Below are 18,002 nucleotides of genomic sequence, written 5' to 3'. Positions count from 1 at the left end.
CGTTCGCAGTAGAGTCCTCAACGTTTCATAGTGACCGACGCGTTGAAGAGCTTATTCATGCTTGTGATGAGGATGGTGGATTCAGTAAATGCATCTTATCCCCTGCTTCTCGGCTTTAGACGCCCAGCTAGATACCGGCGGCACTAACTTATCCTCCGGTAGGACCGGTAGATCCATTAACGCAGGTCCCTCAACCTTCATTAACTCCCTAAGCTTAGCCTCCACCTCTTCAGGTCCCTCCACTCGGAGGGCGTTGAGCCCAAACCCCTCAGCTATCTTTACATAGTCAACAGGCTTGAACTCCGTCGCGAAGTACTTAGGGCCGTATCGGAAAAGTATGGAAGCTCTTATCCATCCGAAGCTCTGATTGTTGAAGATGACTACCTTGACGTTAACGCCCAGCCTAGACAGGGTCTCCAATTCGCCCGCGGTGAAGCCGAAGCTTCCGTCACCGATCAACGCAATTACCGTCGCATCAGGTTTGGCGAAGGCCGCCCCGACAGACGCTGGTAGGGCGTAACCGAGAGCCCCCATGGAGTAGTTAAAGATCATCCTCCTGCCCGCGCTCTTAACCTTGAAGAACGCTGCTGTATATATTGCACTCACTCCAGGGTCGCAGACTATGATGTAATCTCCGGCCAGGACTTGTTCTAAGATCTTCACGAACGCTACCGGGTTTATAGGGTACTCGGAATGCAGGGTGTACGTGCGTAATTTCTCCTCGTAGGATCTCCTCCCATCCTCTATTTCCTTAACTCTCTCAGGACCCTTTTTGAGATTCTTAACCCTTAGCACCTCAATCATTTTCCCTAGGGTGCTCTTAGCGTCGCCCACCAGCATTACTGCAGTTCGCAGCGTGTTACCAACTTCAGCCTCACTTATGTCCAGGTGTATTATCTTAGCTTCCGAAGGCGGTAGAGTCCAGGCATCTGTTACTGCCTGGTCAGTATTGCACCCGACATAGAAGACGACGTCAGCTCTTCTCAACACTTCGTTGGAGAAACTAGTCCCTCCTCTAGCGCCTACAACCCCTATGGAGAGCGGGTGGTTTTCAGGGAAGCAACCCTTGCCTGTCATGGTACTGCCGACCGGGATATCGAGCATCTCCGCCAGCTCGACTAACTCATCCCATGCTTGGGAGTAAAGAGCTCCCTGACCGCACACGATCACAGGACGTTCGGCAGTGAGGAGCAGGTCAACGGCCCTAGCTATGATGTCTTCCCCGGCAGTGTATCTGTGGCCAGGATATCTAGAGAATTCCCTCTGGACGTAAAGGTCGGGGGAATCCGCCCCCTCCTCAAGAACGTTCAGCGGGACTCTGAGGTGGACGGGTCCTGGCTTCCCTGTCGTGGCGACCCTGAAGGCCCTCCTGACCATGAAGGGGATGTCCTGAGCCCTCAGGACCGTCAGCGATTCCTTAGTAAGACCGCTGAACAGGGATGTCTGGTCGAAGCCTGTTAGCACGTTCCTCTTCTCCAAGTAGAGGGGAGTGTCGGTAGTTATGAAAATCATCGGTAGTGATGACTTATACGCCTCGACCACCGCCGGTATGACGTGGGTTGCACCAACGCTCGGTGCTTCACACACACCCGGCTTGTAGGACGCTCTGGCATAGCCGTCTGCCGCGAAGCACGCGTTCCTCTCATCCCTGAACATAACGTGTTTGATCTCAGGGAACTTCACCCACTCAGCATAAAGCGGGAGAGTGGTCTCACCTGGAAGGCCGAAGACGTGCTTAACGTCATACCCTCTGAGCATCTCCAGGAGTGCTTTAGCTCCATTCAAGACGAAACCCCAAGTACAATACAGCACCCCAGCCTAATTTATACCCACAATCCCCTCTTTCAGATTAACCATCAATCCAGACCGTGCGGGCGCACGTCCAAAACGCTGTTAGATGTGTAGCTTGGATTTTTTTATGAATCCGCTATCATCATCCTGAGAACAGTTGCCAGACATTGAGTTGAAACATGGAAACGGTTGCCATACCTTAAGCCCTTCCGAACGTATTTGACCTCAAAAAATTGTTACGGCCACATCTTCAGAACCACCATAGAATTAGTTGAGGTCACTCCCTTAGCTGACCTGATTTCGTCTATGCACTTATTCAGGCTTGGGATGTCCGTGGTTATGCTCGCGACCACTATGTCGTATTCGCCAGTCACCTCGTAAACCCTATCCGTACATGTGACTTTCATTAAGTTCCTAGCGACCTCCGGCACCGGCGTTGGCGGTTGCGTCTTAACAAGAATTAACGCCCTAACCTCACTGGATATGCTGTAGTCTATGGTGAACCTCCTTATGACTCCAAGTCTAGTCAGTCTCCTGATCCTCTTACGTATTGCCGACTCACTCAGCCCCAGCTCCTTAGCCATCTCTGCATACGATGTTCTGGAGTTCATCCTGAGTACGCTGAGTATCTTCAGATCCGTCTCATCCAGGAAAACTGACCTCAAGGAGTTAACACCGTTCCCTTACCGTCTAGCGCGCGCTTGAGCGGGTCCTCCGCCAATCCTGAAGATATTACTACCTCCTTAACACCACCCGCCAGCGCGTTAACAGCCTCCATCAACTTCCTGTTCATGCCAGCACCTACCTTAGGTAGTATGTCCTCAATCTCACTGACCTTCACGTTCCCTATCACCTCATCGCCTAAGAGAACGCCGGGCACGTCAGTCAGTATCATCAACTTGTCCGCCTTAATGGATGTGGCCACCTTGCAAGCTACCTGATCGGCATCGACGTTCAGCATGTTGCCCTCACCATCGATTGCTACGGGAGTCATGACGATCGTGTAGCCGCTACTGAGTAGCCACTCTATGAACTTCGTGTTGACACCTATTATACTTCCTGTGTACCCACCGTCTATAACCCTCTTCCTGCCTCTCTCGTCCACGACCACGATCCTCTTCTTCCTCTCCGCGATCAGTGTTGGCCCATCGACGCCTGATGTGCCCACAGCCTTGACCCCTCTTGCTATGAGACCAGAGACCATCTCCTTGTTAAGCTTGCCAGCCATCACCATTATGAAGACCTCGAGTTCGTCCTTATCAGTGTACCGGCTCCTGATGCCCTCAGGCGACACCACAAACTTGGGCTCTACGCCGACCCTCCTGCAGTACTCGGTGACCACGTTGCCGCCTCCGTGAACCAACACTATCTGACTGTGCCTGGCTTCCCTGCTGACACTCTCTAGAACTCCGTGCAGGTTTCCGTCAATCACCTTACCACCAACCTTAACGACGTACACCATGCACATCACCTAAGGCTTGAGTGGTGGGTGCCTGAGTCCCAGAGTCTCGTCGAAACCCATGACTACGTTGAACGCCTGTATCGCCTGACCTGCAGCCCCTTTAACCAGGTTGTCCAGAGCCGCGAAGGAGGTCAGTCTCCCCAACCTCCTTTCCACGGCGTAGCTTAAGTCCACGTAGTTGCTGCCTACCACGTACTTCGGGTCCGGGTAGCCGGGAGGCACGGTTCTAATGAACCTGACGAAGGGCTCTTTAGAGAACGCCTGCATGTAGAGCTTCATGATCTCCACGTCATCAATGTCCTTGCCGAGCCACACGTGTGTGGATGTCAAAACCCCTCTAACACTACTCACTGAGTGAGGCACCAAGGAGATCCCGACCCCACAGCCCGCGAGTCGAGCGATTTCCTGCTCGACCTCAGCCACGTGCCTGTGACCCTCAGCATCATAAGGCCTTACAGCACCTTCTCTCTCAGGGTGATGCGAACTAGGGGAAGACCTGGAGCCACCCTCACTGCTACCGACCTTGACATCGGCGACGACTCTACTCAGATCTCCAACACCTGCCCTGGCAATGGGCATCAATGACAATATTACGGCAGTAGCGTTACATCCTGGTGACGCTACTAGGTCGGCGTTCCTTAACTCGTCCCTGTGCAACTCGGGCAGACCGTACACAGCCCTCTTAAGAAGATCTGGGTACGGGTGTCTGAAGCCGTACCACATCTCGTAGAGTTCGGGCTCCTTCAACCTGAAGTCCGCACTCAAATCAACTACCTTCAGACCCGCCTCAACCAGCTCAGGCACGTAGCTCACTGAGACGCCATGAGGCAATGATAGGAACACCGCGTCACACCTACTCACTACATCATCGACCTTAAACTCGCTGAACCTCAACCCCCTATAGTATCCCCTGAGGTTGAAGTGGGCGTAGTGCACGGGTTTACCTGCGTACTCCCTGGATGTTACGTACGTCACCTCGACCTCCGGATGAGTTGCGAGCAACCTGAGTAGCTCACCGCCGGTATACCCAGAGGCGCCGACCACGCCAACCCTGACTGACAACCCAACTCCCTAAGCTAGCTACTTTCCGCAGACGCTTATTAAGTGATTAGCTACGTACTCATGCATCCTTCGTTCCAGTCAAGGAATATGTGGTGCGGTTTCCGCACCGCACTCTTGATGATTTGTCTTGAAATCATGCATTCAGTTCAAACAACCAGCACCCAACCCAGCACCGAAGTTTTTAACTACCGAACCATGAAGACTCAAGTCGGTGTGCAAGCAATGATGGCTAAGTGTCCTGTCTGCGGTGGTGAAGTGAACGTGCCTGACGACGCCCTCCCCGGCGAGTTAGTTGAGCATGAGTGCGGCATTACACTGGAGGTAGTTGTGGATGGTGATTTGGTGGGGTTAAAACCTTTGGAGGGTGTTAGAGAGGATTGGGGGGAGTAAGACTACTACTCCTCTACGATATCCTTAGATGGGAGGAAAAGTCTTTCATAGACACAGCTAGGAAGCTCGGTGTAGATATCATACCGCTCCACGTCCCAACAGTCTTCGGTAAGGTAGGCGACAAGTCTCTGACGGGTGTAGGTGAGGTTGATGTGGCGCTTCAGAGATCCGTCAGCTTCTACAACTCACTGGAGTCCACGATATTGATGGAATCTTACGGCATTAACGTCATGAATAAATCATACACGATCATGACATGTCAAGACAAACTCTGGACCACATCACTCCTCGTTAGGAACGGGGTTCCGACACCTGACACGTATGTTACATTCAACCACGATACCGTGTATAGGATCGTCGGGAACGGGCTACGGTACCCCTTCGTGGTTAAGCCCATACACGGTAGTTGGGGTAAGTTGCTCGCACTAGTGGATGATGAGGAGGATCTAAGGACCGTGGTCGAGCACAGGTCCTTCATGCATAACCCTATGTACAGCGTCTATTACGTGCAGGAGTTAGTGAGGAAACCCGGCAGAGATATTAGAGTGTTCACCGTGGGAGAGGAGGTTCCTGTAGCGATATACAGGTACAGCGACCATTGGATAACGAACACAGCCAGGGGTGGTAAGGCGGTGCCTGCCCAGATAGATCCCGAGCTCGAGGATCTGGCGCTGAGGGCTGCCAAGGCGGTTGGGGGGGACTTCCTTGGGATCGACGTATTCGAGCACCCTGAGAAGGGCTACGTGGTGGATGAGGTGAACGCCGTCACGGAGTTCAGAAACACCGTCGCCGTCACAGGTTATGACCTCACGCGTAAGGTTCTGGAACACCTAATCAGTGTGGCGAGGGAGTAGTGATGCTCAAGCAGCTCAACCTCTACACGTCCAGGGGATTAAGGATCGTCAGAGGTGAGGGTCAGTACGTGTGGGACGTTGACGGCGTCAGGTATCTGGACTGTCATACAGGTCATGGGGTGGCGTTCCTAGGTCACAGGAATCCGAAGATAGTTCGCGCGGTTAATGAGCAACTGGGTAAGGTAATGACCCTACCTGCAACGTTTGACAATGAACTCAGAGATGAGGCATTAGTCGCTCTCGGGAGGATAGTGCCTAAGCATTACACCTATGCGTTCTTTCTGAATTCCGGCTCTGAGGCCGTTGACTTCGCCCTGAAGGTCGCTAGAAAGGTTAGGAGGAAGGTTAAGTTCGTGTCGTTCATTAACTCATTTCATGGACGCACGTTTGGCGCGCTGTCACTCACGTGGAATCCTAGGTATAGGGAACCCTTCAAGCCCCTCCTCGACGTAGAGTTTGCCAGGTTCAACGATGTGGGCGCGTTGGAGAAGACCGTGACCGAGGACATCGCTGCGGTGGTGGTTGAGCCAGTACAGGGCGAGGGTGGGATTAACCCGGCGACGCGGGAGTTCATGAAGGTACTTAGGGAAGTCACCGAGAGCAGGGGGGCTCTCCTGATAGTTGACGAGATTCAGACAGGTTGTGGCAGGACTGGATACACGTGGGCCTCAGACATGTACGGAGTCTATGGGGACGTGATGTTGATTGGTAAGGCGATAGGTGGTGGAGTACCTGTGTCAATAGCATTGCTCAGGGAAGACGTAGGCCCTCAGTTAGGTGAGGGTGATCACGGAACCACCTTCGGCGGTAACCCCATAGCGCTAGCCGCGGTTAAGGCCGCCGCTGAAGTGCTGATGGAGGAAGACGTGGCTGGCAAAGCATGCACTGTAGGTAGTAAGTTACTCAGCGAGTTGGGCAAGGTGTGCAGCGACTCCCGAGTGGTCAGGGATGTCAGAGGTGTCGGACTGATGGTCGGGGTGGAGCTGAGGTTCGATCCCAAATTCGTCATCCAGTGTCTACAGAGGGAAGGAGTGATAGCGCTGAAGGCAGGGAACACCGTGGTTAGGCTCCTGCCTCCATACCTCATTAACGACGAGGACGTCTCGGCAATAGCCTCAGCCATGGACAGGTGTCTAGATGAGGAGGTTGCTAGAAGAGTTAATGCTTGAGTTGCTCAGGACCTACAGCCCTACCGGCAGTGAGGAGGCGGCTGTCAGGAGGTATATAAGCTTCGTGAATGGCCTACACATCGTTGACGCGCACGCCGACCACGCAGGCAACGCAATCATAGACCATGGCAACGGGGGTAGGTGGGTATTACTCGCTGGGCACATAGACACAGTTGCAGGCGAGCTGCCAGTAGATTATGAGGGTGGAGTCTTCAGAGGCAGGGGTGCGGTGGACGCTAAAGGCCCGTTGGTGGCGATCACTGTGGGAGCGTTAGAGGCTCTCAAGCACGTGGACGATAGATGCAGAGTTACTGTAGTAGCGCTAGTGGGTGAGGAGGGCAGGAGCCCGGGTGCCAGGGCATTAATGAGTGTCCTGAATTCCGGCGGAGCTAAGCCAACGGCAGTGGTGGTCGGCGAACCGTCAGGGTGTGACGGAGTAGTCATTGGTTATAGAGGTACCATCAAACTAAAGCTTAAGTGCTTGGGTAGTGGTGGTCACTCATCGAATCCTAGCGAGGGGGTCTCGGCAATTGAGGAGTTAATGAGACTGTGGTTAGACCTCAAATCGCTACTTGGCTCAATCCCGAACTTAAGTCTCAGCATGAACTACATCAAGGGCGGTATGCCCTTCAGCGTCATACCGAGGGAGTGCGACGCCCTAGTAGATATAAGGGTTCCAGTGGGGTTAGGGTTGGATGCCGTCAAGGGTAAGTTAGTGGAGCTCCTCTCCAACGGGTATGAGAGGTGCGTCTACAGTATAGATGATGAAACACCACCCGTCAAGGTGAGCGTCAACGCGCCAATAGTCAGATCCTTGGTGAGGGCCATCATAAGAAACAACCTGAAACCAACGCCTGTCCTCAAGCTCGGCACCAGCGACATGAATCTGCTGGCAGGACTAACCAGCAATATAGTTAGCTACGGGCCTGGAAGGTCGGAGCTTTCCCACACAGACCGTGAGGAAATAAGCATCGAGGAGTTGGAACTAGGCGCCAGAATCTACCGGGACACGATAACCGACTACTGCAGTAACCCGTAGCGTCTCCACCTACTGCCTAGGACTTCACGCTAAATCCACGCCGACCTCTCGGTTATGAGGGGCGGGGGCTTCCAACAATTATTATGGCGGCCAGAAACAGCGCGAAGAGCAACGGTGTTATGAGGGGCGGGGGCTTCCAACTGTAGGAACCTCCGTGTAATGGAAGCGTGTGTCTCGCTAAGGTGGGTAAAACCGGTTCAAGCATTTAAGCTCAACTCTGCACGATTTAAGCTCCATTTTAAGGAGTAGAGACCTAAATTTAGTAGGTGAAACTGTGTCCGAGGCTCATTTTCTGGTTACTACGCTCGAGACGTTGCCCGGCTATAGGATCAAGAAGGTTTTAGGTATAGTTAGCGGCAGCACCGTCAGGGCTAGGAACGTAGGTAGGGATATAGTGGCTGCATTAAGGAACCTGGCCGGCGGAGAGATAGTGGAGTATACGGAACTTCTAGCGTCCTCCAGAAATGAAGCACTCTCCAGAATGATTGAGAAAGCTAAAGCTATGGGTGCGAACGCTGTTCTAGGAGTTAGGTTTGCAACGTCTTCCATAATGAGTGGAGCGGCGGAGATGGTTGCCTACGGGACTGCCGTCTTGGTGGAGCCTGAGTAACTCATGTCTTCTTGAATATTATGGTTTAAGCGGCCCGCCTCAGACATTAGGGATGAGCATCTAGCTTTGAACATTGCCGCCCCTACATTAGGCTGTTATGGACCTTGCTGGAATGCATCGTGCTTTAATCCTGTGTTCCGCGATGCCTGCAGACCATATCAGTAGACACCTCTTCATGTCCTGAGCTTGGGGCAAAGCCCGCATCACTGTCCGGGTGCTTGTCATCATCTTAGGTACTCTAGCGAAGTCTTAACGAGACTTTAGCCAGAGATGTAGTTGTTCCTCTAGCTATCCACGTGTGCGCTCGTTAGACCGGTGAGGATTAGCTGGGTATTATCTAATGCAGGAGGCGATGTGTGGTAATCAACTCGCGTATGAGTATAGTCCCGTATGTTGATGGCTTCAGGGTGAAGCTTAACGTCACTACGTCCTCATTCACCGCCATCGTGAGGTTCTGCGGTGTGAACGTCGCTTCACGGTTGCCTTTGTTTAGGTACTTAGTGTACGCACTTGTATCATCGATCATCTCCAACTCCCTTTCAACGGCCGCGATGAATTCCTGGGAACACCTGTCCAGCACCCTCAAGCCGGGTCTGGGTATTGGAAGCGTATCACACGCGCTCGCTAGCTCGTCAACCCCTCCAAAGTCCGTTGCTAACTTGCTTAAGGATGTATTGAAGAGGTAGGACTGGTAGGCCTCTACGTACATCCTGAGAAGCCATTCGTCAACTCTTTTTAAGGCTTCTTCAGCCCTCCTTCCCTTGAGTAGCTCCCCCAGCAAGAGCCTCTCAACCCTAAAACTTCTTGGGAAGAGCTTCAGCGATTCCTTGAAGTCCCCCCTCTCATAAGCCCTCCTAGCCTCAACCACTCTCGGCGATTCGCTCTGGTAGGGCTTGCCAAGTATTAGCTCAACAGCCTCTCCAACATCCCCTCCCAGCAGGGCCCGACCTACAAGGTGGGTTACAGGCCTTCTAGTGCCGAACCTCTGGTGCCCGTAGTAATTAAGGAAACTCATATCACTTCCTTTGTTCCTCAGCCGTTCCAACTTTGCGATGTCGCCCGCGTTGACCCCGAGCAGAGTTACTTCAAAGCGATTGCCGCCTAGATCGCCCCTCCCAAGCATGACGTCGGCGCGGCCGTGAAGAAACAGCTTAATCCTGCCTTCAAGTAGCTCGTAGTAGGCCTCACGCCTCGCTCCAGGCCTGCACTTAACCGTTATGAACTGGCACGTGAGTCCCTCAGAGTCCTTAATACCAGCATATGCTACTTCAGCCTCCATGAGCGCAGATATGTGCCCGACGGCCTCAGGTGTTGAGAACCCCTCCTTACAGAGGACATACCGAAGTACCTCACCCCCTCTGCAGGTGAAGGGCTCTCCATCGCTTGAGGAAGGGTTAGGCGGTACTGCCTGGACGCCCTCAGCGTCGATCTCGTAGACCTTGAAGAAGTCCCCACTCTTGAAGAACCTTACGTTCTCGCCGAGCCTTAACTCCGGCCTGCTGTAGAGGAGAATGCCCACAACTTTGTCGAGCCAGTGCTCTGAGAACGCGAGGCTCATCGACGTAACCCGGCCCTCCTAAAGGAGCTTCAGATTGCCAGTAACCCTGTCGACCAGATCCTCAGGAGCCGGCCCTATCCCGACAGCCGTCACCGTGCCTTCAGGGAGTTCCGTGAGCCCTGCGTCAGCAATCATCGAGGCCGGGAGCCCCAGCCTCCTCGCCTCCTCATAATAGGTAGTGAGCTCCTGCAGATCAGCCACCTTGAGGACCACCTTTTTCTGCCCCTCCCTAACCCACGCGTCAGCCCACTCCCTCCTGGCCTTAAGAGCTTCCATGAAGGCCGTGACCGATGCGTGGGCCACCTGCACGGCCAGCTTGCCCTTGCTCATCTCAAGGTCCATGCGTACCAATATAACCTGCTTGAATCTGAACACCTGATTAGACACCCTCAAACCTGGCTTGAGATAGCTTCTCCATGATCCTACCCAGGGTCTCTGCCTTCTTACTCTCGACGCAGGTGATTAGGAGGCTCACGCTCGTGACTTCGTTCCTCCTGGCCAGGTTCCTGCACTCTGATATGAACGACCTCTTATCGACTTCGAGTACGTAGTATTGGGTTTGTGGCACTCTCCTGACGATTACGTCCCTATGGACCCCGGCGATTGTGAGCAGCCTGCTCGCGACCTGATATTCGGACGCCGTCAATATGCCGAAGCCCAAGTTCCGCAGCTGGTCGAGTAGCTTGACCCTCATCTCCTCCGGAGATAGCATCGCTATGGAACCTCCCTATAGCGCTTTGAAGGTGTTCCTAAACGGCTGACGGGGTGCAGCACGCTGTACTTCTTCACCAACAGCTTCAGGGAGTCGAATAAGCACTTGAGCATCTTTAGAGTTAAGGGATCACCGCCCTCAAGCACCCTGACCTTGAGCTTCCTGTAGACGGCCCTGGAAAGTCGTCTTCCCTCAGGGTCAAGCACTATGATCTCACCACTCACTCTGTTCCTTGGATTGAGCGTGAAGGTCGCTTGGACGGCGAAGGAGTCCTCGGGCACCGCTACCTTATGCAGCTCAGCATTCCCGACTGCGTAAGCAGGTCTCACACCCACCTTCTCAACGACTGTATAGTTGGCCTTGTCACAGTTCTTGCTCATCACCATGTAGAGGGATGTTCTTTTGTGGAGGTTACTCCGGCTCCTCGACCTCTCCACCCTCAACTCCAGCGGCTTCCTCAACTCCTCCGACCTCCATAGTCTTGAACTCCTTGAAATCCTTAATCACGACCACAACACCCTCTGAGAAACTGTAGGGAGTCACCCGGACCTCGTTAACCCCCCTGAAGTCCAGGACGATCCTGCGTCCCGACCTGAGGTCCGCCGAATCCCTCAACTTACCCTCCTCGTCGTAGAAACCGACTTTAGCACCGTCCTTATCCACGTGAATTACCACTGTAACCAAACGCTCACACCCTCTAGATTAACTGCTAACAGTATTATAACTTACGCATCCAACACTGGGGTGTCGGGAGTTCCCTGCTGCAGTTAGCCGGGGATGAGGGCTGGGGTGAAGGGCGATGACTTGATGGGCTATGAAAGGCCTGTCCGAGGTCAATTAGGCTTAAGGATCAGCGGTCGTTCCAGTGTTCCCGGTTCGGGGGATTGCGATGAACCGGCACGCGGGGCCTAAGCAATCACGGACAAGAACAACGTAGCGGACGGTATCGCCTGACTATAGGGCCGAAGCCTCGAATCACCTCAACGCGGGCAGGCCTTAGGGCTCACGGTTTATAAACCTTAAACACGTTAATTATAGTGTGTAGAAGTCATGTACGTACCTTTAGGTGGGATAGGTGGAATGAATGACTAAGTACAGGAAGTATTCTGACCCATACTCAGTAAACGTTCAGCGCTTCAGCATATACTATGACAAAAGCGGTAGATCCAGGTCTAATCCCCAAGTAGGGGACGAGTTGGTGGTGAAGATAATTGAGGTTGACGGTGAGGGGAGGGGGATAGGGTATCACAACAACTTAAAGGTGGTGGTGCCGAGGGCTGTTCTAGGGGAGAAGGTAAGGGTGGTAGTGAAGAAGATTGAGAACGACGTCCTCCATGCGTCAGTCACGGAGAGGCTGGGGATTTCTAGGAAGTAGAGCCTCCCCGACCGCGCGTGAGGGCTGAGCTCAAGGTGTGCCATAGCCCCGTTAAGCCAAATCGTTATAAGGCTGGCTCCTCAGATAATAAATCGGGTGCCTGAGTTGAGTGAAGACTCAAGCAGGGTTCTAGCTGAGCTACTATGGACCGAGAAGTATCGTCCTAAAACGCTGGATGAGGTGGTGAATCAGAAGGAGATAATACTGAGGCTCAAGCAGTTCATAAGGGAGAGGAACACACCACACCTGCTCTTCGCAGGCCCCCCGGGAACAGGCAAGACTACGGTAGCGCACGCCTTCGCCCACGACCTATACGGGAGTGATTATAGGCCGTACTTACTTGAGCTGAACGCTTCGGACGAAAGGGGGATCGACGTGATCAGGACTAAGGTGAAGGAGTTCGCCAGAACTAAGATGCACGGGAACGTGCCGTTCAAACTGATTGTGCTGGACGAATCCGACAACATGACCAGCGATGCTCAGCAGGCGTTGAGGAGGCTCATGGAGATGTATGTCGCAGTAACGAGATTTATCTTGATCGCCAACTACCCTAGTAAGATCATCGAGCCCATCCAGTCCAGGTGCGCCGTATTCAGATTCGTGCCGTTAAGCAGGGAGGACGTTGTTGGGAGGCTTTCGTGGATATGCGTTAGGGAGGGTGTTAAGTGTGCTCAGGACGCGCTGGACTCGATACACGATCTGAGCGAGGGTGACATGAGGAAGGCGATAAACATCCTGCAGACGGCGGCGACGCTGGGTGAGGTAACGGTTTCCAACGTCTATAAGGTGGTCGGCCTAGCGCATCCGAAGGAGGTTAGGGAGATGGTTAAGACCGCCCTAAACGGTGACTTCATGAAAGCGAGGACGATCTTAAGGAACTTAATGATCACCTACGGCCTTTCAGGTATTGACGTCCTCAAGCAGATCCATAGGGAGCTCACCTCATCAGACACTGAACTTCCCGAGGATTTGAAGATAGAGCTGGTCGACTATGTGGGTGAGGTTCAGTTCAGGTTGGTCGAGGGCGCTGACGAGGAGATTCAGCTTGACGCTCTGCTGGCTAAACTAACGGCCGTTGGGAAGAAGGTGATGGGGGTAACGCCTAAACGTGTCGGCAAGTAAGGTTCCTTGGGTCGTCAAGTACAGGCCTAGGAAACTCAGCGATTTCGTGAATCAGAAGGAGGCGGTGGAGACTCTCAAGAAGTGGCTTGATGACTGGCTTGCTGGAAGGGCTGAGAGGAAGGCAGCACTCCTCCACGGCCCGCCCGGCTCTGGGAAGACCTCGGTGGTCGAGGCCCTCTGCAGGGAGTACGGGCTGCAGTTGGTTGAGATGAACGCCAGCGACTACAGGAGGGCTCAGGACATTGAGAGGGTGGCTAGACTGGCCAGCGTGCAGAGAGGGCTTTTCGCCGAGAGGAGGTTAATCCTCCTGGACGAGATAGACGGCCTAACCGTCACCGGCGCTGTTGACGCAGGAGCTATTGAGGCAATCCTCGACCTCCTGGAGGTTACCAAGAACCCGGTGGTCATGATCGCTAACAACCCTTGGGATCTCAGGCTGAGGCCTCTAAGGGAAGCGTCGCTGCTCATCGGGTTCAGGAGACTGAGGAAATCGGACGTCGTCCACGTTCTTGGGAGGATATGCTCCTCTGAGGGTCTAACCTGCGATGAGGGAGCGCTTAATTTTATAGCTGAGAAGTCCGGGGGTGACTTGAGGTCTGCGATAAACGATCTGGAAGCGGTTGCTGAGGGCGCCGGTAAAGTTACTGAGGAGTTGGCTAAGCAGATACTGAGGACTAGGGACAGGGTGTTGGAGCCCTTTGAGGTCGTGCGTAATATCTTCACATCCAAGTACATCTGGCAGGCCAGGCTAAACGCAACCCAGACGGATCTGGATCCGGACACACTGATGGAGTGGATAAACGAAAACCTTCCGAGGCAGTTCACAGACCCTGAGGACTTGTGGAGGGCTTATGAGGTGCTTGCTAAGGCCGACGTCTACAGGGGGCGGATAGTCAGGACAAACTCGTGGGATCTCCTCGCATACGTCACTGAGTTAATGACTGCTGGGGTTGCTCTTGCACCGAAGAATGATGTCAAGTCTAAGTACAGGTGGGTTAGCTATCAGTTCCCCGAGAAGATAAGGCTGATGTCCCAGACCAAGGAGGCCAGGGTGTTGAGGGAGAGCATAGCGGAAGCGATAGGGGCGCACGTACACACCTCTAAGGCCAAGGTCTTGAAGGAGGTTCTGCCCTACGTTAAAGCGATCTTCGAGACGAATGTGGACGTTGCAGCAAGACTAGCCATAACGTTGAACCTCACAGACGCAATGATCAAATACCTCTCACGGGAGAGGGGTGATGAAGTAGTCGCTAAAGTCAAGGAGTTGAGGAGGATGCTTAGATCACGGGCTGAGGGGTCCGGGAATCAGGCTGGAGTTAGGGCCCGCGGCAACATCAGCAAGCCAGTTGGTAGAGCAGATCATCCAGGGAGGAGTGGGTTGGACGCGTTCTCCAGGAAGTGAGTTCAGAGTATGTTAATCAACTCCTCAACTATCCTGGCTTTAGGGTTGAGCCAGTTAGGCCTGAAGAGCCTGAGCCTGCCGATCCTAACCTCCTCAACCAAGCCTGCGTCAACTAGGTGCTTCAGGTGCTTGGAAACCAGCTTATGGTTGAGGCCCGTCTCCCTAACCACCTGGCTTATGTTTGCCTCACCCTTGCTGAAAACTATCTTAAGTACCCTAACCCTAGCCCTGCTCAGCAACACGTCCTCGAGGGAATTGTTCACTAGACCACCTTCACCTGCTTGATTACCGCATCAAGTCGTTGGAGGGTCTCGTTCAAGGGCGCCATCCCGAAACCCACGTAGGTGCTCCTGCCCCTCCTCCCCTTAATAGAGCTCCTGGTCAGTATTAAACCCCTTTGCTTGAGGTCCATCAGACACATGTAGAGCTGGGTGTGCTTCTTAGGCGTCTCACCAACCTCATTGCAGATCCTCTCGTAGGTAGATTCAACTATGCTTATGGGGACGTACTCCAGACCGCTCTCCTTAAGCGCTTGCACCACTGCCTTAAGCACCAGAAGTTCATGCAGCCCGAGATAGTGCAGTGAATCCAGCAGATCTATCAGCGCCGGATATTCGTGGCCAATAACCTGCCTTACATGCTCTATCGTGACTCTGCTGGTCTTCCCCTCGGCGAACTCCCTGTCAGCCAGCTTGCCGGCAGCGTGCAGGATCGCCAGCGCCCTCCTAGCGTTTCCGTCGCCACCCGTATCATAACCACACATCCTGGATATGTGGTCGAGTACCTCATCACTAACAACTCCCTCGTAGAAGGTCCTTTCCACCCTATCCTTAAGTATCGCATGCAGTTCAACAGCCCTATACGGCTCGAACGATATCAAGTTCTTCATCAAGTAACCACCGGTCATCGTATCCACCCTCGACCACACGCCGGCCGGGGAGCCCCTGGCTATGAAGAGCATGCTCACCCTCTTAACGCTAGTTTGGAATATGTCGTAAAGCCTCAGTAAGGAGTAGCGATCCTCCGGCGGGGCGACGCCCAGAAAATAATCGAATTCGTCGAGCGTCATTATTATGTGCATGTTCTCCCTGTCCAACATCCTGAGAAAAATCGACAACAACTCATTCGAGGAGAGACCTCTATCAGGTATGTGTAGCCCTAACATCCCCTTAGCCTCCCTCATGACGCCTACAAGGTTTCTGGATTTAGAACAGTTAACGTGGACATACCTCAGGTTAACGCCTTTCTTCTCAGCCACTCTGGCCATCTCACGTCCGAACACTGACGCGGTCACGGTCTTCCCAGTGCCTACAGGCCCTGCTAGGAGGGCCTTAACGCTGGTCGCTCCGGGATCCAGGACCACCGGCTTGAAAAGCCTGACCAACTGCCTCAGCTGCTCATCCCTATGCCTTATCACGGGCGGCACATACTCAGGGTACAGGATTGACTCATCAATGAAGACGGAGGGCCTCCTAATCTCACTCTCGATTAATTCGCGTAATTCATTCATCTCTCTGCTTAACCTAAAGTAGGATATGCGTTAGGTTGTATTTAAGTCCTCCGCGACCCGACCCCCCTGACTCGGCAAGATGTGAACCCGCTCACGAGCCGGGGGCCCTCAGCAAACAGTTAGGTCTGCATGTTCTACGCGAGGTGCGTCAGGACGCTCAGACCCCCTCTACCTACGGAGCCTCCTTAAGCGCTATACATAAGCTCCTCTCAGACTTCTTGGTTTCCACTATCACGCCGTCCCTGATTAGGTGGATCTTATTAGTGCAATTCGCTACCTCGGGGTCGTGAGTAACTACTATGATTGTCTGACCCCCTCTATTGAGTTTAAGAAAGGTCTCCAACACAACCTTAGCCGACGCTCTGTCCAGATTCCCCGTCGGCTCGTCAGCAAGTATTATCTCCGGGTTATTCACCAGTGCTCTAGCTATAGCCACCCTCTGTTGCTGCCCGCCGGAAAGTTGAGTCGGCTTCTTCACAAGCCACCCCTCCTCACCCCCGACGGACTTCAGAGCCCTTAAGATCATTTCACGCCTCCTGGACGTCGAGACCCGCGCAGGCACTAGAGATAGCTCTATGTTCTCGTAGACGGTCATCCGAGCTATTAGGTTAAACTGCTGGAAGACGAACCCTATCTTCCTGTTCCTAAGTCTAGCCAGTTCATCTGACTTCAGGCCGGAGACCTCAACACCGTCTATATATACCCTGCCTCTAGTGGGCCTGTCAAGCAGGCCGAGTATGTTAAGCAACGTCGTCTTGCCGGAGCCTGAAGGACCCATGATGGAGATGAAGTCCCCCCTCTCAACGCTTAAGTTAACGCCCCTCAACGCCCAGGTGACTATATCACCCACTCTGTAGGCCTTCCAAACGTCCTCCAACCTCATTATCGCGTCAGTACTCCGGGCGCTCATCAGCCACATCTACTCTAATCGCTGAGCTCAGCAATAAAAACTATAACGCCTTAACGCTTAAAACGCTGAAAGCGTCTAGAGGACAAGGGTGCTGGCTTGGAAGTCGTAGTAGCGCTGTGTGCTGGCATAATCGTAGGCGTTTCAATCAACGCGCTCTCCCGCAGGCGTTCGTTGAAGGACAGTTTGAGGAGCAGGCTAGGGGGGATCGCCCTCCTCATGACCTACACTCTAGTCTTCATGATAGGATTGAGGGTGGCTGACGTGCTGCCAGACATGCTGTCCAGCGGCGCTCAAGTCTTACTCACGGTACTTATGTTCTCAGCAATCCCCACAGCCCTCAGTCTGGCGGTTGCGTACGTCATTGTCAGAGGTTGAGGTGTCATGGGCAGGGATGTGTGGGTTTCATGGGTTTCAGTCGTCTTCGTTCTGGGGATACTGGCCGGGCTGGCGCTCGATTTCAGAACTCCTGAGGAGCTGGTGTGGACGGTTCTTCTGGGACTGATCTTCATAACAGGCGTCACGATAGGCCTGGACTTCGACAGCGTCCTCCGCACCGTTAGGAGGAGGACCTTATGGAGCTTAGTGATGCCCCTGGCAACGGTTGCCGGCTCCCTCACCGGCGGGCTAGTGACCCACCTGCTGACGGGCTTCTCATTGAGATACTCGTTAGCAATAGCTGCCGGCATGGGTTGGTACAGCTTCACAGGAACGTACCTGGGCAACATTGATCCGTACGTAGGGTTCCTCGGATACGTGTCCAACGTATTGAGGGAGGTCTACACGTACCTCACCTACCCGTTACTCGCCAGGAGGTGGAGGTACTCATCGGTGAGTGTGGGCGGGGCTACCACCATGGACACGACGCTGCCCCTAATAACTTCCGTGGGCGGTGCTGAGGTGGGCGTCATGGCGTTCGTCCACGGCATGTTGCTGACGGTCATGGTGCCGGTATTAATACCTGCGATCACTCTCCTCTCAAACTGAATCAACGCTAACACTTGATGCTACGTGGTTTAAAAAGTTACTTCGGCTTTTC

General features: G+C 53.5%; 22 protein-coding genes. 10 read left to right on the top strand and 12 right to left on the bottom strand.

Annotated elements, in window-relative coordinates; genetic code table 11:
- Window positions 1-81: 81 nt before the first annotated feature.
- The 4 genes from QW772_06265 to argC all read right to left on the bottom strand — a co-directional run bounded on the left by QW772_06265 (window position 82) and on the right by argC (window position 4,315).
- The gene (locus QW772_06265; protein ID MEM0038511.1) at window positions 82-1,785 is read right to left on the bottom strand and encodes a thiamine pyrophosphate-binding protein; all 1,704 of its coding nucleotides are present in this window, start codon (window positions 1,783-1,785) and stop codon (window positions 82-84) included.
- Between the two features lie 242 nt (window positions 1,786-2,027).
- Window positions 2,028-2,456: an HTH-type transcriptional regulator LysM gene (gene lysM, locus QW772_06260; protein ID MEM0038510.1), complete on the bottom strand. Its 429-nt coding sequence runs from the start codon at window positions 2,454-2,456 to the stop codon at window positions 2,028-2,030.
- On the bottom strand, window positions 2,453-3,253 hold the full coding sequence (locus QW772_06255) for a [LysW]-aminoadipate/[LysW]-glutamate kinase (protein ID MEM0038509.1): 801 nt from the start codon (window positions 3,251-3,253) through the stop codon (window positions 2,453-2,455). Before QW772_06255 ends, lysM begins: the two co-directional genes overlap by 4 nt.
- A 9-nt stretch (window positions 3,254-3,262) precedes the next feature.
- A complete protein-coding gene (argC, locus tag QW772_06250) occupies window positions 3,263-4,315 on the bottom strand; it encodes an N-acetyl-gamma-glutamyl-phosphate reductase (GenBank protein ID MEM0038508.1) in 1,053 nt (350 codons plus the stop codon).
- Between the two features lie 195 nt (window positions 4,316-4,510).
- Here argC and lysW/argW point away from each other — a divergent pair, with 195 nt between their 5' ends.
- The 5 genes from lysW/argW (at window position 4,511) to QW772_06225 (ending at window position 8,377) form a co-directional block, all read left to right on the top strand.
- On the top strand, window positions 4,511-4,705 hold the full coding sequence (gene lysW/argW / locus QW772_06245; protein MEM0038507.1) for an alpha-aminoadipate/glutamate carrier protein LysW/ArgW: 195 nt from the start codon (window positions 4,511-4,513) through the stop codon (window positions 4,703-4,705).
- Window positions 4,693-5,559 carry a lysine biosynthesis protein LysX gene (gene lysX / locus QW772_06240; protein MEM0038506.1) on the top strand — a complete coding sequence of 289 codons (867 nt, stop codon included), beginning with the start codon at window positions 4,693-4,695 and terminating at the stop codon, window positions 5,557-5,559. The genes lysW/argW and lysX overlap by 13 nt, the downstream gene beginning before the upstream one ends.
- 2 nt (window positions 5,560-5,561) lie before the next feature.
- Complete coding sequence (locus QW772_06235) at window positions 5,562-6,728, top strand: aspartate aminotransferase family protein (GenBank protein ID MEM0038505.1); 1,167 nt, start codon at window positions 5,562-5,564, stop codon at window positions 6,726-6,728.
- Window positions 6,697-7,767, top strand: coding sequence for a M20/M25/M40 family metallo-hydrolase (locus QW772_06230; GenBank protein MEM0038504.1), 1,071 nt, complete (start codon window positions 6,697-6,699; stop codon window positions 7,765-7,767). Before QW772_06235 ends, QW772_06230 begins: the two co-directional genes overlap by 32 nt.
- A 274-nt stretch (window positions 7,768-8,041) precedes the next feature.
- On the top strand, window positions 8,042-8,377 hold the full coding sequence (locus QW772_06225; protein ID MEM0038503.1) for a YbjQ family protein: 336 nt from the start codon (window positions 8,042-8,044) through the stop codon (window positions 8,375-8,377).
- A gap of 337 nt (window positions 8,378-8,714) precedes the next feature.
- On the opposite strand, the gene truD is transcribed toward QW772_06225, so the two are convergent.
- From truD to QW772_06200, 5 genes are read right to left on the bottom strand one after another with little or no spacing between them, the layout of a single operon-like run.
- On the bottom strand, window positions 8,715-9,935 hold the full coding sequence (truD, locus tag QW772_06220) for a tRNA pseudouridine(13) synthase TruD (GenBank protein MEM0038502.1): 1,221 nt from the start codon (window positions 9,933-9,935) through the stop codon (window positions 8,715-8,717).
- Window positions 9,936-9,953: 18 nt separating this feature from the next.
- Window positions 9,954-10,310 carry a peptidyl-tRNA hydrolase Pth2 gene (pth2, locus tag QW772_06215; GenBank protein ID MEM0038501.1) on the bottom strand — a complete coding sequence of 119 codons (357 nt, stop codon included), beginning with the start codon at window positions 10,308-10,310 and terminating at the stop codon, window positions 9,954-9,956.
- A gap of 4 nt (window positions 10,311-10,314) precedes the next feature.
- The gene (locus QW772_06210; protein MEM0038500.1) at window positions 10,315-10,647 is read right to left on the bottom strand and encodes a hypothetical protein; all 333 of its coding nucleotides are present in this window, start codon (window positions 10,645-10,647) and stop codon (window positions 10,315-10,317) included.
- 2 nt (window positions 10,648-10,649) lie between these two features.
- Entirely contained in the window at window positions 10,650-11,108 is a 459-nt protein-coding gene (locus tag QW772_06205; GenBank protein MEM0038499.1) for a hypothetical protein, read from the bottom strand.
- Window positions 11,059-11,331 carry a hypothetical protein gene (locus tag QW772_06200; protein MEM0038498.1) on the bottom strand — a complete coding sequence of 91 codons (273 nt, stop codon included), beginning with the start codon at window positions 11,329-11,331 and terminating at the stop codon, window positions 11,059-11,061. Before QW772_06200 ends, QW772_06205 begins: the two co-directional genes overlap by 50 nt.
- 400 nt (window positions 11,332-11,731) lie before the next feature.
- Between QW772_06200 and QW772_06195 the strand changes: the two genes are divergently transcribed.
- The 3 genes from QW772_06195 to QW772_06185 all read left to right on the top strand — a co-directional run bounded on the left by QW772_06195 (window position 11,732) and on the right by QW772_06185 (window position 14,546).
- On the top strand, window positions 11,732-12,022 hold the full coding sequence (locus tag QW772_06195) for a TRAM domain-containing protein (protein ID MEM0038497.1): 291 nt from the start codon (window positions 11,732-11,734) through the stop codon (window positions 12,020-12,022).
- A gap of 105 nt (window positions 12,023-12,127) precedes the next feature.
- Window positions 12,128-13,144 carry a replication factor C small subunit gene (locus tag QW772_06190; protein ID MEM0038496.1) on the top strand — a complete coding sequence of 339 codons (1,017 nt, stop codon included), beginning with the start codon at window positions 12,128-12,130 and terminating at the stop codon, window positions 13,142-13,144.
- A complete protein-coding gene (locus QW772_06185) occupies window positions 13,131-14,546 on the top strand; it encodes a replication factor C large subunit (GenBank protein ID MEM0038495.1) in 1,416 nt (471 codons plus the stop codon). Before QW772_06190 ends, QW772_06185 begins: the two co-directional genes overlap by 14 nt.
- Window positions 14,547-14,548: 2 nt before the next feature.
- Here QW772_06185 and QW772_06180 read toward each other — a convergent pair whose 3' ends face one another.
- From QW772_06180 to QW772_06170, 3 genes are all read right to left on the bottom strand, one after another.
- On the bottom strand, window positions 14,549-14,809 hold the full coding sequence (locus QW772_06180) for a winged helix-turn-helix domain-containing protein (protein ID MEM0038494.1): 261 nt from the start codon (window positions 14,807-14,809) through the stop codon (window positions 14,549-14,551).
- Complete coding sequence (locus tag QW772_06175) at window positions 14,809-16,056, bottom strand: ORC1-type DNA replication protein (GenBank protein ID MEM0038493.1); 1,248 nt, start codon at window positions 16,054-16,056, stop codon at window positions 14,809-14,811. The genes QW772_06180 and QW772_06175 overlap by 1 nt, the downstream gene beginning before the upstream one ends.
- A gap of 172 nt (window positions 16,057-16,228) precedes the next feature.
- Window positions 16,229-16,966 carry an ABC transporter ATP-binding protein gene (locus tag QW772_06170; protein ID MEM0038492.1) on the bottom strand — a complete coding sequence of 246 codons (738 nt, stop codon included), beginning with the start codon at window positions 16,964-16,966 and terminating at the stop codon, window positions 16,229-16,231.
- A 96-nt stretch (window positions 16,967-17,062) separates the two neighbouring features.
- Here QW772_06170 and QW772_06165 point away from each other — a divergent pair, with 96 nt between their 5' ends.
- Together QW772_06165 and QW772_06160 are read left to right on the top strand one after the other, a co-directional pair.
- A complete protein-coding gene (locus QW772_06165; protein ID MEM0038491.1) occupies window positions 17,063-17,341 on the top strand; it encodes a hypothetical protein in 279 nt (92 codons plus the stop codon).
- A gap of 6 nt (window positions 17,342-17,347) precedes the next feature.
- Complete coding sequence (locus tag QW772_06160) at window positions 17,348-17,950, top strand: lysine exporter LysO family protein (GenBank protein MEM0038490.1); 603 nt, start codon at window positions 17,348-17,350, stop codon at window positions 17,948-17,950.
- Window positions 17,951-18,002 lie beyond the last annotated feature (52 nt).

It is taken from the genome of Zestosphaera sp. (assembly GCA_038727705.1).
Lineage (GTDB): Archaea > Thermoproteota > Thermoprotei_A > Sulfolobales > NBVN01 > Zestomicrobium.
The sequence above is the reverse complement of the archived record's forward strand: the minus strand, read 5'-3'. Positions and strand labels throughout refer to the sequence as shown.

Bases quoted from the DNA above. Each gene is read 5' to 3' on its own strand.
- QW772_06170 (MEM0038492.1), bottom strand. From the start codon at position 16,966: ATGAGCGCCCGGAGTACTGACGCGATAATGAGGTTGGAGGACGTTTGG.
- QW772_06160 (MEM0038490.1), top strand. From the start codon at position 17,348: ATGGGCAGGGATGTGTGGGTTTCATGGGTTTCAGTCGTCTTCGTTCTG.
- lysW/argW (MEM0038507.1), top strand. From the start codon at position 4,511: ATGAAGACTCAAGTCGGTGTGCAAGCAATGATGGCTAAGTGTCCTGTC.
- QW772_06235 (MEM0038505.1), top strand. From the start codon at position 5,562: ATGCTCAAGCAGCTCAACCTCTACACGTCCAGGGGATTAAGGATCGTC.
- QW772_06210 (MEM0038500.1), bottom strand. From the start codon at position 10,647: ATGCTATCTCCGGAGGAGATGAGGGTCAAGCTACTCGACCAGCTGCGG.
- QW772_06175 (MEM0038493.1), bottom strand. From the start codon at position 16,056: ATGAATGAATTACGCGAATTAATCGAGAGTGAGATTAGGAGGCCCTCC.
- QW772_06230 (MEM0038504.1), top strand. From the start codon at position 6,697: ATGAGGAGGTTGCTAGAAGAGTTAATGCTTGAGTTGCTCAGGACCTAC.
- QW772_06255 (MEM0038509.1), bottom strand. From the start codon at position 3,253: ATGGTGTACGTCGTTAAGGTTGGTGGTAAGGTGATTGACGGAAACCTG.
- truD (MEM0038502.1), bottom strand. From the start codon at position 9,935: ATGAGCCTCGCGTTCTCAGAGCACTGGCTCGACAAAGTTGTGGGCATT.
- QW772_06195 (MEM0038497.1), top strand. From the start codon at position 11,732: ATGACTAAGTACAGGAAGTATTCTGACCCATACTCAGTAAACGTTCAG.